Annotated in this window: 17 protein-coding genes; 1 reads left to right on the forward strand and 16 read right to left on the reverse strand. The window is 60.1% G+C overall.

All coding sequences use genetic code 11. The annotated features are described in order from the left end of the window. Positions 1-4: 4 nt before the first annotated feature. From ASE16_RS03485 to ASE16_RS03500, 5 genes are all read right to left on the reverse strand, one after another. Positions 5-565 (reverse strand): hypothetical protein, encoded by a 561-nt coding sequence (locus tag ASE16_RS03485; RefSeq protein WP_157480046.1) that lies wholly within the window; start codon positions 563-565, stop codon positions 5-7. Between the two features lie 18 nt (positions 566-583). Continuing rightward, positions 584-1,438, reverse strand: coding sequence for a hypothetical protein (locus ASE16_RS19620; protein WP_157480048.1), 855 nt, complete (start codon positions 1,436-1,438; stop codon positions 584-586). Beyond that, the gene (locus ASE16_RS03490) at positions 1,438-2,547 is read right to left on the reverse strand and encodes a hypothetical protein (RefSeq protein WP_055890585.1); all 1,110 of its coding nucleotides are present in this window, start codon (positions 2,545-2,547) and stop codon (positions 1,438-1,440) included. The genes ASE16_RS19620 and ASE16_RS03490 overlap by 1 nt, the downstream gene beginning before the upstream one ends. Before the next feature lies 1 nt (position 2,548). Continuing rightward, positions 2,549-3,370, reverse strand: coding sequence for a hypothetical protein (locus ASE16_RS03495; protein WP_157480050.1), 822 nt, complete (start codon positions 3,368-3,370; stop codon positions 2,549-2,551). A gap of 607 nt (positions 3,371-3,977) precedes the next feature. Beyond that, on the reverse strand, positions 3,978-6,539 hold the full coding sequence (locus ASE16_RS03500; RefSeq protein ID WP_055890591.1) for a phage tail tape measure protein: 2,562 nt from the start codon (positions 6,537-6,539) through the stop codon (positions 3,978-3,980). 48 nt (positions 6,540-6,587) lie between these two features. On the opposite strand from ASE16_RS03500, the gene ASE16_RS03505 reads away from it, so the two are divergent. Continuing rightward, a complete protein-coding gene (locus tag ASE16_RS03505; RefSeq protein WP_055890593.1) occupies positions 6,588-6,806 on the forward strand; it encodes a hypothetical protein in 219 nt (72 codons plus the stop codon). On the opposite strand, the gene ASE16_RS03510 is transcribed toward ASE16_RS03505, so the two are convergent. From ASE16_RS03510 to ASE16_RS03555, 11 genes are all read right to left on the reverse strand, one after another. After that, positions 6,797-7,075 (reverse strand): hypothetical protein, encoded by a 279-nt coding sequence (locus ASE16_RS03510; RefSeq protein ID WP_157480052.1) that lies wholly within the window; start codon positions 7,073-7,075, stop codon positions 6,797-6,799. The two genes, ASE16_RS03505 and ASE16_RS03510, sit on opposite strands and share 10 nt — an antisense overlap. Positions 7,076-7,167: 92 nt before the next feature. Next, positions 7,168-7,581 carry a hypothetical protein gene (locus tag ASE16_RS03515; RefSeq protein WP_055890598.1) on the reverse strand — a complete coding sequence of 138 codons (414 nt, stop codon included), beginning with the start codon at positions 7,579-7,581 and terminating at the stop codon, positions 7,168-7,170. 76 nt (positions 7,582-7,657) lie between these two features. Further along, positions 7,658-8,149 carry a hypothetical protein gene (locus tag ASE16_RS03520; RefSeq protein WP_157480054.1) on the reverse strand — a complete coding sequence of 164 codons (492 nt, stop codon included), beginning with the start codon at positions 8,147-8,149 and terminating at the stop codon, positions 7,658-7,660. A 111-nt stretch (positions 8,150-8,260) separates the two neighbouring features. Further along, positions 8,261-8,698: a hypothetical protein gene (locus tag ASE16_RS19625; protein WP_157480056.1), complete on the reverse strand. Its 438-nt coding sequence runs from the start codon at positions 8,696-8,698 to the stop codon at positions 8,261-8,263. Then, positions 8,695-9,150, reverse strand: coding sequence for a hypothetical protein (locus tag ASE16_RS03525; protein ID WP_055890601.1), 456 nt, complete (start codon positions 9,148-9,150; stop codon positions 8,695-8,697). Before ASE16_RS03525 ends, ASE16_RS19625 begins: the two co-directional genes overlap by 4 nt. After that, on the reverse strand, positions 9,147-9,563 hold the full coding sequence (locus ASE16_RS20345) for a DUF6093 family protein (RefSeq protein WP_414843020.1): 417 nt from the start codon (positions 9,561-9,563) through the stop codon (positions 9,147-9,149). The genes ASE16_RS03525 and ASE16_RS20345 overlap by 4 nt, the downstream gene beginning before the upstream one ends. After that, the gene (locus ASE16_RS03535) at positions 9,539-9,964 is read right to left on the reverse strand and encodes a Gp19/Gp15/Gp42 family protein (RefSeq protein WP_055890605.1); all 426 of its coding nucleotides are present in this window, start codon (positions 9,962-9,964) and stop codon (positions 9,539-9,541) included. The genes ASE16_RS20345 and ASE16_RS03535 overlap by 25 nt, the downstream gene beginning before the upstream one ends. Positions 9,965-9,988: 24 nt before the next feature. Continuing rightward, positions 9,989-11,248: a phage major capsid protein gene (locus ASE16_RS03540; RefSeq protein ID WP_082581195.1), complete on the reverse strand. Its 1,260-nt coding sequence runs from the start codon at positions 11,246-11,248 to the stop codon at positions 9,989-9,991. 19 nt (positions 11,249-11,267) lie between these two features. Continuing rightward, the gene (locus ASE16_RS19630) at positions 11,268-11,744 is read right to left on the reverse strand and encodes a hypothetical protein (RefSeq protein ID WP_157480058.1); all 477 of its coding nucleotides are present in this window, start codon (positions 11,742-11,744) and stop codon (positions 11,268-11,270) included. Positions 11,745-11,889: 145 nt separating this feature from the next. Beyond that, positions 11,890-12,963 carry a hypothetical protein gene (locus ASE16_RS19635; protein ID WP_157480060.1) on the reverse strand — a complete coding sequence of 358 codons (1,074 nt, stop codon included), beginning with the start codon at positions 12,961-12,963 and terminating at the stop codon, positions 11,890-11,892. After that, entirely contained in the window at positions 12,923-14,344 is a 1,422-nt protein-coding gene (locus tag ASE16_RS03555) for a phage portal protein (protein WP_055890613.1), read from the reverse strand. Before ASE16_RS03555 ends, ASE16_RS19635 begins: the two co-directional genes overlap by 41 nt. Position 14,345: the final 1 nt, after the last annotated feature.

The raw sequence follows: 14,345 nt of genomic DNA on the forward strand, positions 1-14,345 counted from the left end.
CTCCTTAGATTGACCAGGTGATCCCACCGAGCCAGATGGATGTGGTGCCGGTCACGTTCACATAAGACGCGACAATCTGACCGTTCGTGTTGATCGTGTAATAGACGAACCCGGTAGATCCGCCCGTGGTCGACGCGCCCACCCGCACGATCTGGCGCGAGGGACGGAACCCAGCAGGGAGAGTGCCAACCACGTCATTCGAATTGATCGCCGACGTCTTCAAAAACTGCGCATCAATGGTCACCAACTTGCCCTGCTTAGTCAGCGACGAACCAGTACCCAGCGACCAGGCCGAACCATTCGGAGTGATCGTCCCCGCGATAGGTACACCACCCGAAAGCTGCCACCCGGACTGGTAGATGTAAACGTTCCCCGACGCGTCCACCCATGTCAGCCCGTTCCACAGCGGCTTACCGTTCACTGCTGTTGGTGTGGTGAACGACACCAGAGTGTTACCAACCAGCGCCGCATAGTCAGAAACCAGCCCAGGGTCCACGTCGATCGCGGGTGCGCCACCACTAGCGAAGTACGGCTGACCTTTGGTGCCGGAAGATTCCGAAGCCATAAGAGAATGTCCTTGTCGTTAGTGGGTGCCCCGGAAACGGAGCGCACCAGAAAGACGGTCGGCTTGTGTGCCAGACCATTGGTTGTCGCCGTTCCCGGAGGACACGGCAATACCGCCACCAGCGGCGAGAGCGGCAACGAAACTGAGCGGCAGCGCCACCCAGCCGCCGCGAGGGTCCAACGGGATCGCCCCGTTGATGCCCGTGTACGAACCAGGCATCGTCGGTGAACCGTGCGTGCCCACATTGCAGACACCCAACGCCTGACGCAACGGCAAATAGATCTCGATCGAAGTAACGGTCGCACCAGCAAGCGCAGCTGAAACGCGGCCGTTGTAGAACCAGGCACCTGATACTGAGTCGGAGGCGCGCACATCGTTCGACTGCCACCTGGACCGGAACTGCCCAGAGTCCGACGCCAATACCGGATCGAATGACAGCGGCGTGGGTGCCGCCCCAGGGTTTGGGTCAGCGCTTCCCGACGGCGCCACCGTTACGGCACCCTGAATAATGCCGGTAGCCCAGTTGATCTCCACAGAGTTGCCGATGGTTGGCGTGTACGACGACCTGTAGCCGAGCACATAATCGGTGCCATCGACCGTCACAGTCGCGTAAGGCGACCCACCAGCTTTGATAGTCCCAATAGGGTTCAACGCAACCGCCGGACCTAAAACCACCCACTGCCCATTGCGTCGCTCGAGCTGCACCACGATTCCGGGAACGGGCGGGGTAAATCCGACGCACGGAACCGTGATCGTCGTGTTCCCTACGTTGACCACAGCGAACCCGTTAGACAACCCGACAAATGTGCCCGTCCGCCGAGCCACATCGGGGATGCCATTCAGCTTCTTGACGATGAACGCTTCCGCATCCATCAGAACGTCCTCTGAACTTCCAGGGTCACGTTCATCAGCGCGGAGTCCGACAGGGACAACTTGTTCGCTCGGCCGGTGATCGGTTTGCTGTAGCCGGTCACGTCGAGGACGTCACCCATTTCGTACAGTGGGTTGAAGATGCACTGCACGGGAATCTCGTAGGTAAGCCCACCAATTTGCGACTTTAGATAAGCCTCGGTTTCGGTCGCGAGCTGCGCCTGGGTGGTAGCTGTCTGCGAGTCGTAGTACGCCGTGTTCTCCCCGTACAAGCCGGCTGGGTCAAGCCACCCCGTCGCAATAGCCGGATAGAAGAGAGGCTTACGATCTGGGCCTTCGGCAGTGCCAACAACCACATTGATAACCGGGTCCGTATCCACCGAATAGCCAACATCCGTTACCGTCCCCAGCGCACCCAAAGGCAACTGCCCAACCGAAGAACCAAACGTATTCGGAACCACAGTCCACGCACCCGATGAGTCAACAACACCGACACCACCAAGCAGGGTGAACAAGTCCTGCACACCCTTCAACCGGCCGCCCTCATTGGTTTCGTACACCAACGCCTTCGGGATCACCTTGTCCGGCAACGACGACACCACCGGCATCCCCGTAATCCGACGCAGCTCCGTATACACAGACGACGTATCCGGGATCTGCTCAGGCGACCTGAACCCACGCCGGCGAACGTTCTCGTCAAGGGAACGGAACTCCAACTTCACCGTAGACGCCGTAACCACACGACCCTGCGGGGTGTCCACGTACGAGTCGTCAGCAGACGGGATACCCGTGATACGGAACCACCCGAGCACGATCTTCTCCGAGAAGCCGTCGTCGGTGTAAACCTCCACCGTCAACAACAGCCGAGACTTGAACGGCGACAGAACACCGTCCATCCCATCCGGCGTCCACGACTCACCCGCGACCGACTGATGCACGACAGTCGCAGAACCGGACGCCTTGACCTGAGCTGACAGGTCATAGTCGACCTGCCATTCAGTGAGCGGCACATCCTGCGCCTGCCGTTCCGAACCCTGAAACACATCCGCCCACAGGCGCCGACTGAACGAACCGGTGAGCACGCTTGTCAGGTCTGTGGTGGATGGTCTCATGTCAGCTCCCGTTTCCGGCTAGGTCGTATCTGCGGTTCACCGCCAAGCGGCTTGCGTTGTCCGCGTTCAACGCGGCCCGGGTCGGGTAGTAGGCGTTCAGGTCGGCGCGGGTCAGCAACGGCACCACCAGAGCTGGGGTCGGCGGGTCCACTTCTGAACCGGTCATGCCGACAGTCACCAGGTCGCCGCCGATGTTGTAGTTCATGTCTCGTTCGTCAAGCGTGAGAACCCCGGCGAACAGTGGGCGCGGCAAACGAACCCTGTCCCGCGAGCCGATGCGGAAACAGATCACCGGTGTGGTGCGTTCCCCATACGAACCGAACATGGCCTGCAACTTGTCCGCGTTGTCAATGTCCGCACGCACATCAAGCACCACATCTTGGATGCCACGACGTTGCCCAGACACAACTACACCAACCGTGCGACCCTGAGGCCACACAATGTCACCCTCGAACGGGCGTTGGATGCTCCGAGCGGCACCATCATCGAACGCGACCACGGCAGAACCCCACGGGTCCAACGGGTTATGCACCCAGGTTTCCTGAACGTCCAGGTTCACGGTGGTCGCCGACGAATACCCCATCGACGCTCCCGACGAATTGAACATCTGCACTCGATACGACGCGTCGATTCCGAACGGAACCTCGAAGTCAATGCGGGTCAGTGCGCTGTCCACAATCGCATTCAGCGCACCACGCACCGGCATCTCACGGCCACCAGCAGACCGAAACACCGTAACCGTTGACGCGTTCGGGTGAATGTCGGTCACCACAATCTCAACCCGCGGGCACGGCGCACTATCCAACGAAGGAATGATGCTCACAGTCGGCGCGTAATACCTGCTGGGGGATGCGTTAGCCGCACCTTCCCACAATGACCAAGCGTTGATGTCGGGGTCGAAATAGTTGAGGACCACGGAACCGGACTCGAACATGAGACACGAGACGTCCAGTCGGTCCCCGTCGGACAACGTCCCCGTTGTGGCACGCATCCGATGAATGACTCGCGCGCGCGTCGCCCCGATAGGTGCCGCCGCCGTAACCGAGTAGCGGCCCCACCCAGAAACGACCGCATCAGTATTCTGGGCAGGCGAAGGCATCGCCGTCCCGCTGCCGTCAATCCACTGAATGTACGAGTCAATCACCACTGCGGCAGTCGTTGTCGTACGAACGTAACCGTCGAAGACGACTGTTTCCCCACCAGTAACCACGTTTACGCCGGCGCCGTAGTGTGACACATCCACGTACGTGGGTGAGCCGACAACCGTTGCCCGCGCCCACGTAGCTACCACGGATAGTGGGCCGCCGACGCCTCCCGCACCAGCGACACGCGTGAGGGCTGGGGTGCCAGATGACTGCGACGCTGACCAGTTGGTCAGATCGATAGCGACTTTGGGGTTGGTTACCCGGTTGCGTCGGAACGTCATCCGGTCACCCCATCTTCAAACGGCGAGCTTTCGCCTGATCGTTCTGCTGAATGGAAACATCCACATACTTGAGCAGGTCAACACCGCCCTTCTGCGCCAACGTCACAGTGATGGGGCCGACGCCGCCCGAACCCGCATCCCCAACGCCAAGACGCCGGCCGGCCTCGACCCAAACCTTTCGGTTGCGCGCCTCTTGGCCAGGCTTGCCCGAAATGAACGCTTCCCAACGCGTCTCCGGTTCAGCGAACTTGTACAAAGGCGCGCCGCCCGAATAGATCCCCGGAGCGAAGCCACCCGAATCGAACGCCTGCGCAACACCACCGCTGTACAGATTCCCGTTCGCAGACGTACCCAAACGACCATTGCCCGACACCGCCCCATTCAGATCCGACAGATTCGAACGGGTGATGATGGTGACGATCTTCTGATCCGGGATACTCGCAAGGAACGCCTTGAAGTCCGCTATGCTCGCACGCGCTTGCGCGTCCTGAGTGGTAATCAACGTGTTGACGGTCGGTGGAATCTTCCCCAAATGCTCATTCACATACGCGTCCGCAGCGGCCCCAGTGAGACCCATCTGCGCCGCAACGCTGGCAAGCTCAGCGCGCCCCTGCTGCCACGCGGCAGTCGTCTGATACTGCGACTGCGTAGTAGCCTGCGTCGCATCGATAACAGCCTTCTGGGTGTCAGCAACCTTGTCCAACGCGATCTTGTTAGCCTGACCAGCAGCCGTCGACTGATCGAAAGACGCACCATTCGCAGCGATAGCCGCGTTCGCAGCAGACGTGGCCGAAGCCAAATCATCCTGCGCAGTCTTCAGCTTCCCCATCGCCTTCGCGGTGTCAGCCTGATCCTTCTGCGACTGGGCAAGCGAACCCGACGTGAGCCCGATCTTCGAAGCAAGGTTCTGCCACTCAATCGAGTGCTGAGTCAACTCCGCCTGCGTGTGCTTACCCGACGACTGCCACTTCTGTTCCTGCGCCACGATCTCCGCAACAGCATCCTTGTTCCCAAGAGATGCCTGCGTGACAAGATCAAGCGACACGCCAAGCTTGTTAGCCACCGCGATCGCCCCGTTGTCCCGGAGCTGCTTCACGGCAACCGCTTTGGTGTTCTCGGTGATAGCACCAGTATTCGCATCAAGGGAACTGGTGAACTCGTCCACCTTCGCCTGCGTCTCCGCAACGCTAGCCAGAAAACCACCAGCCAACGCCGTCGCGCCGATGCCAAGCGCGATGCCCCACGGCCCAGTCAGGAACGACGTGATACCGGTAAGAGCCGCGCCCATGCGGGCATGACCAACCGTTTCCATCGCACCAGCGAGAGCAACCACCTTGGGCACGGCCAGGAGTGCCCCGCCACCGAAGAGTCCGATCGCCGCCGTTCCCGCCGTGAGCGCCAGAGCCGTCTGCTGCACGGGCTGCGGCAGGTCACCGAAGACCTTCAGAAGCCCGGTCACTGTCTGCGCGATCGTACGCAACGGCCCGTTGGCGGCAGACCCGGTGCGGATCAGATCGGACTCGAACGCGGCGCTCAGCTTCTTCAGGTCGCCATTCAGGTTGTCCATTTTGCCGGCAGCCTGCTGCGCGGCGAACCCCTGGTCGTTGACAGCCTTAGTCCACTTATTGACTCCCGCCGCACCATCCTTCAACAGGATGTTCGCTGCGGTGATCTGCTGGTTTCCGAAGATCTGCCCCAACGCATAGGAACGCTCGGCCTGCGTCAAACCGCCAAGTTTGTCATGCAACTGCCCAGCAGCACCAGCCAGGCCGATGAACTTGCCCTGCGAGTCAAAAAGGGTGATGTTGTATTTGTCCATCACCTTCTGCGCCACCTGCGATGGGGACGTAAGCGACGACAACATTCCACGCAGGGACGTACCAGCCTGATCCGCGAGAATTCCATTCGACGCGAACTCGGCAAGTACGCCGACGGTTTCATCAAGCGAAACACCCAACGAGGCCGCGACCGGACCTGCATACTTCAACGCCGTGCCAAGATCCGAAACCCCACCAAGCGCCTTATCTGCGCCCGCAGCCAACAGGTCCGCGATATGGGTAACATCCTTGCCGTGAAGACCAAACTGCACCATCGCAGATGACGCGATCTCTGTAGCCTGACCGACGTCAATCTGCCCAGCTGCGGCCAGGTCGAGGGCGCCCTTCAGGGCGCCGCCCATGATGTCCTTCACGGACACGCCAGCCTTGACCAGCTCGGTTTCCGCGTCAGCAACCTCGTTGGCCGAGAACCCGATCGCCTGACCCATAGTGAGGGCGGCGTTCGACAACTCAGACATCTCGCTCGCTGTCGCGTGCGAGAGCGTCTTCACCTGCGCCATCTGCGCGTCGAAATCAGCAAACGACTTGATCGCCAACGCTGTAGCGGCAGCAGCAACGGCGCCGATAGCGAGAAGCGGACGCCCCAGCGAACCGAGGGCGTCCTTCTGGGCGGCCAACTTCTGAGCCGAATTCCCCAGCTCGTTGGTTTTCCGCGCCGCCTGCTCCATCCCGGCGATATAGCCAGCCACGGAAGCGGTCAGATTCACTTTTACGGTGCGGTCACCCATGCAGGTTCTCCTATTGAGTTTCCCTCACCAGACAGCTAAAATTCGCGCATGGTATATCAGGGGGTTCCGGACAAGCAACGCAGCCGCGAAGGATGGGCGACAGCTCTCGGGTGGGCGTGCGGCATCGGCATCGTCGGCGTTCTCGCGCTAGGCATCGGCCTTGTTTTCGCGCTACCAATCGCGATCCAAATCGGGTTCGCCGTACTAACGGTCGCGGCAGTAGTCGCACTAGCCGGCGGGTACCAGTTCTTCCTCAATCACGACTGATCGGCGCGCGACACCGACCACACATGGCCATTGCGCGACGAATCCTTGTTCGCTTCGTAGAACGAGTCCTTCCGGTCCTCAACCGCTTTGACCGCCCAGTTCGTGGATGGACTCCACGACGGCACGTACGCGAACTGATTCTTCGGGTCCATCGCTTCAGACACGGGAATCCCGTACGGCCCCATATCCTCTTCGATCGACTGGAACGCCAACATCTGCACGCGGTCTTGAACGCGGAACTCTGGTTCGCGACGCGTGATCGTTCGCATCAGACGGTCGCCCTCGTACACGTACTCGGTGACCTCACGCGGTTCCCAACCCCGAAGCCGGCGGAGCGACACGCCCCACCGGGCGGCGACTCTTAGCTCGGCTGCGACGCGTCCGTGAATGCTTTTTTTGCCGCCTCCACCGCCTCCAGCGGTGCAATCTGGTTCAGTCGGAAGATTGCGTCAGTAACCAACTGCATCTGCCCACCGGGTAGCGCCTTCAGCAGAGACCGCCACTGGTCCTCCGAAAGGGTGATCACATCCCTGCCGTCAACCCTTTTGCCGCTCAACGGTGCAGCAATGTGAGTAAGCTCGCGCATGTTGTAGCCGAAATAGTTGTCGGTGCGAACCTTGGGTCGAGGTGGCGCCTGATCGCAGGCATTACCCCAATCAGTCGGGTCCATCTGCGTGAACCGGAAAGTGTAGGGTTTTCCGTTCAACGAAACCGTCACATCTTCTGTCGGCCGCTCAGCCTCAAACTCGGCTTTCAGATCGTCTTCAAAACTCATAATCTCTTCTCCGTTTTCCCCGTTGAGAAGAAGACCTGCCGGGTGACACGGAGGAAACCACCCGGCAGGAACCTAACTAAGCGACCAGCGCAACATCCGACTGGGTGACACCTGTCACGAACAGGGTCTGCGTCACCGTCTGCACGCCGTTCTCAACCGGGGCATCCTTGCGCTGCTTGCCGCACTGGATCGTCACGATGTCGACCAGCTGGCCGACCGTCCACGCGGTTGCGTTGTCGATCGAATACCGGAGAACGATCTGACCCTTCGTGCCCTCGACCAGGGTCGAATAGGCCGTGTCTGTGGTCGGGTCGCCGAAGACGTACTGGATCTCAATCGTCTGCGAAGACTTACCCGGCTGTGTCAGCTTCTGCTTCAGGGTCAGACGCGGGTCGTCGATCGTTTCCTCAGTAATCTGGGAATCGAACTTCTTCAAGCTGTACGTCAGATCCTTCACGGGGTTAGCCGCAAGGATCGCAACAGACTTCGCGCTCGAACCAGACGGAACAAACGCAATACGGAGGTTGCCGTCAAAAGCAACACTCAGGGGCACGGCTTCTGCGGCCATTACATCTCCTTGACTAAGACGCCCGAGGGCGCACCAAAATGCCGCAGGGTTGCGGCGCTGCTCCGACTCGGGCCGGAAACACGAAAGGCCCGCACAATGGCGGGCCGGAACCTAAAGAACTTGCGAGTCGAACCCGCACTCAGCGACGTGGTAACAGGTCGGCGGCTGAATATTCGAATCAACCTGCACGGGAATGGGCGACGAATACCAGACCGGTTTCGGGTGCTCCCCGGCGATGCTGGGCACAATGCCGCGACCATTCACGATCAACGCATTCCGCAGATTCTCGGCCGCAATGCCAGCCTGATCCGCGTCACGCCCAACCGAATGCACCGTGAACCTTGGGTGGCGAGTCACCACCGGGCCGGTCACCCGATCCGACGTATCCTTCCCGTCAGCGGGGTGAATAACCCAATACGGGTAGGACAGTTTCTCGTCAGGTTGCTCCGGGTACACGGCGCGCGAAACGAAAACCTGCGAACGGCCATCTTTGATCCCACCAGGCAGCGACTCGATAACCCCCCGCAGCCAAGCGGTATGAACCCTCATAGGCCCGCCTTCCGCTCGGCGTCAGATACGGCCTTCTCAAGCCCCTTCTGGAAATCGCCCTCGTTCTCATGCAAGGCATTCACCAGGTCATTCGACGGCGCCGTGTCCTTACCGGGGGCGCCAAACTCGCGAATGTTCCCAAGCGGACCACCAGCCTTGCCCTTGTTGTAACCGACCTCCGCCGATATTTCCGACGACAACGCAGAACCGGACAACACACCAGCGATAGCAGAACCCAACGAGCTGCCGCCCACACCGATCGCGTAGTCGATCGCGGCCGCCGCAGCAGACCAGCGACCCTTACCAACCGACTTCGCGGCATCCTTCTTGACCCGGGTAGCCGTGAACTGCAACGCCGAATTCAGATTCGGGCCAACATTCTTCGGAACCCGACCAATATCAGCGGCCAACTTCGTCACTTCGGTGAAGTCAAACGAAAACCCATCGCTCACGACACCACCTCCACTGGCAACCTGCGCGCAGTCGCATGAGTCTCAAAGAACGGACCCTTCACCCGCAACTGGGCGCCCACCATTCCCGCATCCAACGGAGACACCGTGATGAACACCACATCACCAGTCCGGATCGCCTCAGTCCCCACAATCGGAACCGACACAATCCCACGCTGCGTCGACAACGACTGAGCCGCCACATCCTGATCAGACGGACGCACAAACGGAAACCGGAACCTGCAAGGCCCCGACCACACATCCGAATACACCGGCTCATCAACACCAGACTCCGGGTCACGAGTCACACCAACAGCCCGCTTCACCTCACACGCAGATTCCATCAACGACTCAGCCAAAGCCCGCGCAGCAAGAGTCGCCGAATCAGCGCTCACCCCAACCCCCACGGCCACCACTGGTTAGACGGAGCCGAAAACGGTTCAGGAACAGCACGAATAGTGAACGCCGCGTCCGAAACTGAATCCCCACGACCCAACAGGTCACGTTCGACCTCAGTCAGATACAGGGCGCCGGACGACACGGCCGAATCGAAACGAACCGAATAATCATCGACCGCTTCCTCAAGCTTCCCGTTCGGGTTGTTCAGAACACGCAACACCATCGCGCACTCAACCTGAACAACCAGGTTCGAGAACGCAATATCGACATCAACGCGCGCCGCAATCGTCGGGATCTCGGTATTCAGGATCGTCCACGCGTCACCGAGCAGCGTCGCACCGACGCTGATCTCCTGCGCGGAAAGGGTGCGCAACGACCTAGAAACCAGGTCATCACTACTAGCCGGGTTGATCGCCATCGCGCACCCCTTCCATATTCAGATTTAGAACGCAGCCGAACCCTTGGTGTACAGAACGAACGCGTCGTTGGAGCCCACCACGAAGCCGTAGTACGCCTCAACGAGCAGCAGAGTCAGGTTCTCCTGGAACGCGGAGTGCCAGGTCGTCCCGTCGAAGTAGTTAGCCTCGTTCGAGATCTTCACGCTGATGTCCATACCAACGCCGTACGCAGCCTGCGACCAGTCGCCACCAACACCACGGATCAGCGAGTCAGTTCCGCCGGCGCCCGAAGCGGCAACAGTCGCCTTCGCGGTAGCAGAGGTGCCACCAGTCAGGTTCCGCTGGTCAACAGTGAACGGAGCAGCAACAGCGGCAACGTTCGAGCTGATCGCGGGGAACGTGATCGTGTACGGGCCGCCAGCGGAACCAGCAACCGTGACAGTGGCGTAAACGCCACCCCACGCCTGAATCGCGGTCTGCACGGTCGTGTTCGCAGCGTTGTAAGCCAGGTCAGCAGAGTTACCACCAGACGACAGCTTGAACGTGCCACCGGTCGGGGTCCCATTGATGGTGACGGTCTGAACCGAGTCACCTGCACGCCAGTACCTACCCGAAACGCCCTTACCGAACGACGTCGGGTAACCAGCCAGCGAACCGGCGATACCCGCGTTAGCGGCCTGGTCGTTACCGAGGAACAGCGGGCGCCCGGTCGTGTCAGTCGCGAGCTGCGCGTCAACACGGAACCGCGGGTCGGCGACAATGCCGGTGAAGTCGTAGTTCTTGTCCACGACCTTGCCGACACCGTTCACGATGTCGGCGTACAGGCCACCGTTCGCCTGCGACGCCGTACCCAGCGCAACCGTGTTGGTCGCGTTGGACAGGTTGTCCAGGAACGGGCCAGCGGAACCGGTCTTCAGGTCCTTGCCTGTGATCGCCGCGTAGTCGAACGCGCGAGCAATCGCGGTGGGCAGATCCTGCTGAAGCTGGTCGTACAGACCGGCCGGGTTCGACAGAACAACCTCATCGGAGACAGGAACAAGAAGAGCAACCTTCTTACCCGTCATGATCTTGACGCCGATGCCACCCTGAGCGGCCGGCTTGACGCCACCCTCAGAAACCCACCCAGCGGTAGGGACATCCATCGGCACCGGAATGGCGGTAGCGGCCGAAACCGACAGCGGCACCCGGCGCGCCTGCGACATGATCGCAGACGACTCGACGGCCTTATTGAAAATGGGACCAGTGATGGTCGGGGGAAGCAGAGTCGAGTTGACATTCGACAGTGCGTTAGCGTTGATAGCCATGACAGCTCTTTCTGCGGCTTTAAGCGCCGCGTTTAGCTCGAATGATGTCCGCGAATTCCTCAGCAGGACCGCGTGTTCCCACAGCCGCCTTCGCGCCCTGAGAAGGGTCAGCGGCAGGGTTCTTCGGGGCAGGTTTCCCCAGATCGATCAGGAGCTGATCGGCGTCAGCAGCAAGCTCCTCAGGCGTCGAACCAACAAGACGTTTCGCCTGCGCCGCCGTGAGTCCCTTTTCGAGAGCCACAATCGCGCGGTTCGCGTCAAGCTCGAGAGCTGCTGCGCGGCTTTCCGCCTGCGCTGCACGTTCCTCAAGCCTCTGCTGTTCCGACTTCTGCGCATCCTCAAGAGCCTTGAGCGACGCCGCAGCGAGCTTGTTTTCCTTCGCCAGCTTCTCCCACTTACGCGCTTCGGCTTTCCAATCCGTTTCAGCCTGTGCAGGCTCACTCGGTTCGGCAGATTCCACGATTTCGGGCTCCACTGGGTCGACTTCTTCTGACATTCCTGCTCCTTCTCCCATGCGGGATCACCGCGAAACGGCCATGCGGCCTGCGATGTGTTTGCGAAACCCCGATCCCGTGCGGGCGGGGAGTTTCGGGCACAAAAAAAGACCCCGCAACAGCGAGGCCTTCCCATGTGAAAACTAGTTAGTCCATATACCCGTAACGGGTCAGCAGCTCACGCAACCGGTTCACATCCGAACCAGCCATCTGAATCAACTGCTCAGGCATCAAACGGATCGTCGTAGAACGCCGGTAGCGGCCCTCTTTGACCGCCTCACCACCACGTGCACGCTCCGACTTATAGAACGCGCCACGCGCCGACGTCCCCTCACCGGTCGCGTAAACACGCAACGGGGTACCGTCCGCTTTCACACCAATCTGGATCGGCTTCAACACGCTCCTGGTACCAACAGGTACCGGTGCGTGATAGTGGCCCGAATATCCGATCCCATACGCACCACGACGCGCGTTCACCACACTTACCGGGTTCGCGCCAGCACGAATCGCCTCAGCACCAGCCTTCGTGAACGCGTGATCCTGCTCCACCTTCGACAACGAATCGAAAAACGCTTCCGGCGAATCATGAAACCCGCGAGGAATGTTCGGAACACCACCACGCGACACCAACACCGGCATCGCCTGACACTGACACCCCGTATGACGCAGAAACGCCTTCTCCGACGACGCAGCACCAGCAAGAATGCCGCACCGAGAACACGCACCAGCACCCACCACACGCACATACCTCGTGTACGCGCGCGCACGACCCAACGTGATATCCGCCTGACGGCCCATATCCTGCAACGCCGCCTGAGCAACCACAGCCAACGCGTTCGCACCGGCCAGAAACGCGTTCGGCGGGGCAATACCCGCACCAATCGCTTCCTTTGTCGTCGTCACCGCCGAGAACAGGGCCGGACCAACCTCACGGCCGTCCAACATCACACCCGAGAACGCCTCCGGCACCAACGAGCCCCCGGACGGTTTACGACCGTACGAACGGTCAACCGCATCCATGAACGGTGTCGCCTGAGCTGCCGCAGCAGTCTGCCCGGACGTGACCGCCTGCACAATCCGCGGCGCCAAAGCATCCCACGAACCATCCAGGTCGGACACGTTGCCGAACGACCACAACTGCCGCACCTGGCGAACCAGATCCTGCCCTAATGCAACACGGTCACTTCTGTGCTGGAACGCTATCTGCGACTGGTTCGACATTGTTACCGTCCATCGCCCCATTCACAGCAGCCTGCACACCAAAACCGGCCGCAAGATCAGCATCCGACTGACGCCGCTGCTTCATCCGCTGAATCGTCTCCGGCGAACGGCCCAGGTTCTCCTGAGCCGTCTCCCAATCCGTCAAACCGACCTGGTATTCCTTCACAACCGCGTCAGTCACCTGCGCGATCGTCGGCGTACCAGCATCACGCCACAGCGTCTCCATGCGGCGGGCATCGTCGTTCCACTCACCGTCACGGAAACGGAACACAAGACGGTTCACGGCCTCCCACGAGTTACCAAACGACGTCTGCTTCCGCTCCGCCTTCTTGATAAGCCGCGTCTCACCCGCACGCTGCCCCTCAGCCGACGGAGCATTCTGCGTGTTCAAACCGAAATACTCAATCGGCAGACCAGACACACCCGAACCAAGCCGCGAGTACATGTTGATCGCCGTCTCAAAGTTCGACAGGTTGCCCCCGTCGAACTGACCTACCTTCGCGTCGGCGTTTCCGTTCGCCCAGACCGATCCGAAATACGCCTGCCACGCCGGAAGCGGGTTGCCATCGCCGTCCACAAAATCGCCCTTGGACATGCCAAGAACCCATTTCTGCGGAACGGCGATAGTTTCCGTCGCCAACTGCGCATTCGTAATCGCACGCGACGCCGAATCCGCAATCGGGATAATGTCCTCCATCTCGGACACACCCTCAGTAATCGAATGCGTCACCCTGGTCACACGATTCCGGTTCACAAACGGCACCACCGGAACAACACCAAGACCATGCTCGTCAGGGTCGATCTCATCAACCCACTCACCGTCAACACGCACAAGCCAACGAGTCACATTCGGCAGATACAACGTCGCCCGGTCATCCTGCAACTCAGACGAACCCGGAGTCAACGGACCAGACCCATACAAGCGCAAAGCAGCAGTAACAGCACGAGTCCGCTGATCCCGCTCAACAATCATCTCCAACGGAGACTCAACCGACACCAATGGATACTCAGAATCAACATCATTCGTACCAACACACACATACGAACGCGCCAAAGCCAACGCATCCAAATGCGCAAACTGCGACTGCTCATCCATGTTGTTGTACTGCCACACATCCCACAAAGCAGAATCAGCAGAATCAACACCAGGCATCCGAAACCCAGTCACATCCAGGCGCTGCTCAACCGCATCAACCACCACACGCGGCCAATTCACACACACCGTAAACCGCTTCAACTCCGGCGGAATCGCCAGACCAAGCTGCTCAAGACGGTGCATGCCCTCGTAATAATCGTTATGCAGCCGAGTGCGCACCCGCGACACGTTCAACGCGTTCGACAGGCGAATAAACAGAGACTGCTCGTCGTCGGACAGGGCCATA

Origin of the sequence: Leifsonia sp. Root227, from assembly GCF_001428745.1 — a bacterium.
GTDB lineage: Bacteria > Actinomycetota > Actinomycetes > Actinomycetales > Microbacteriaceae > Leifsonia.

Bases quoted from the DNA above. Each gene is read 5' to 3' on its own strand.
- ASE16_RS19625 (WP_157480056.1), bottom strand. From the start codon at position 8,698: ATGAGGGTTCATACCGCTTGGCTGCGGGGGGTTATCGAGTCGCTGCCT.
- ASE16_RS03555 (WP_055890613.1), bottom strand. From the start codon at position 14,344: ATGGCCCTGTCCGACGACGAGCAGTCTCTGTTTATTCGCCTGTCGAAC.
- ASE16_RS03520 (WP_157480054.1), bottom strand. From the start codon at position 8,149: ATGGCCGCAGAAGCCGTGCCCCTGAGTGTTGCTTTTGACGGCAACCTC.
- ASE16_RS19635 (WP_157480060.1), bottom strand. From the start codon at position 12,963: ATGTCGAACCAGTCGCAGATAGCGTTCCAGCACAGAAGTGACCGTGTT.
- ASE16_RS19620 (WP_157480048.1), bottom strand. From the start codon at position 1,438: ATGGATGCGGAAGCGTTCATCGTCAAGAAGCTGAATGGCATCCCCGAT.
- ASE16_RS03500 (WP_055890591.1), bottom strand. From the start codon at position 6,539: ATGGGTGACCGCACCGTAAAAGTGAATCTGACCGCTTCCGTGGCTGGC.
- ASE16_RS03490 (WP_055890585.1), bottom strand. From the start codon at position 2,547: ATGAGACCATCCACCACAGACCTGACAAGCGTGCTCACCGGTTCGTTC.
- ASE16_RS03515 (WP_055890598.1), bottom strand. From the start codon at position 7,581: ATGAGTTTTGAAGACGATCTGAAAGCCGAGTTTGAGGCTGAGCGGCCG.
- ASE16_RS03510 (WP_157480052.1), bottom strand. From the start codon at position 7,075: ATGCGAACGATCACGCGTCGCGAACCAGAGTTCCGCGTTCAAGACCGC.
- ASE16_RS03505 (WP_055890593.1), top strand. From the start codon at position 6,588: ATGGTATATCAGGGGGTTCCGGACAAGCAACGCAGCCGCGAAGGATGG.
- ASE16_RS03535 (WP_055890605.1), bottom strand. From the start codon at position 9,964: ATGGCGATCAACCCGGCTAGTAGTGATGACCTGGTTTCTAGGTCGTTG.
- ASE16_RS03485 (WP_157480046.1), bottom strand. From the start codon at position 565: ATGGCTTCGGAATCTTCCGGCACCAAAGGTCAGCCGTACTTCGCTAGT.
- ASE16_RS19630 (WP_157480058.1), bottom strand. From the start codon at position 11,744: ATGTCAGAAGAAGTCGACCCAGTGGAGCCCGAAATCGTGGAATCTGCC.
- ASE16_RS03540 (WP_082581195.1), bottom strand. From the start codon at position 11,248: ATGGCTATCAACGCTAACGCACTGTCGAATGTCAACTCGACTCTGCTT.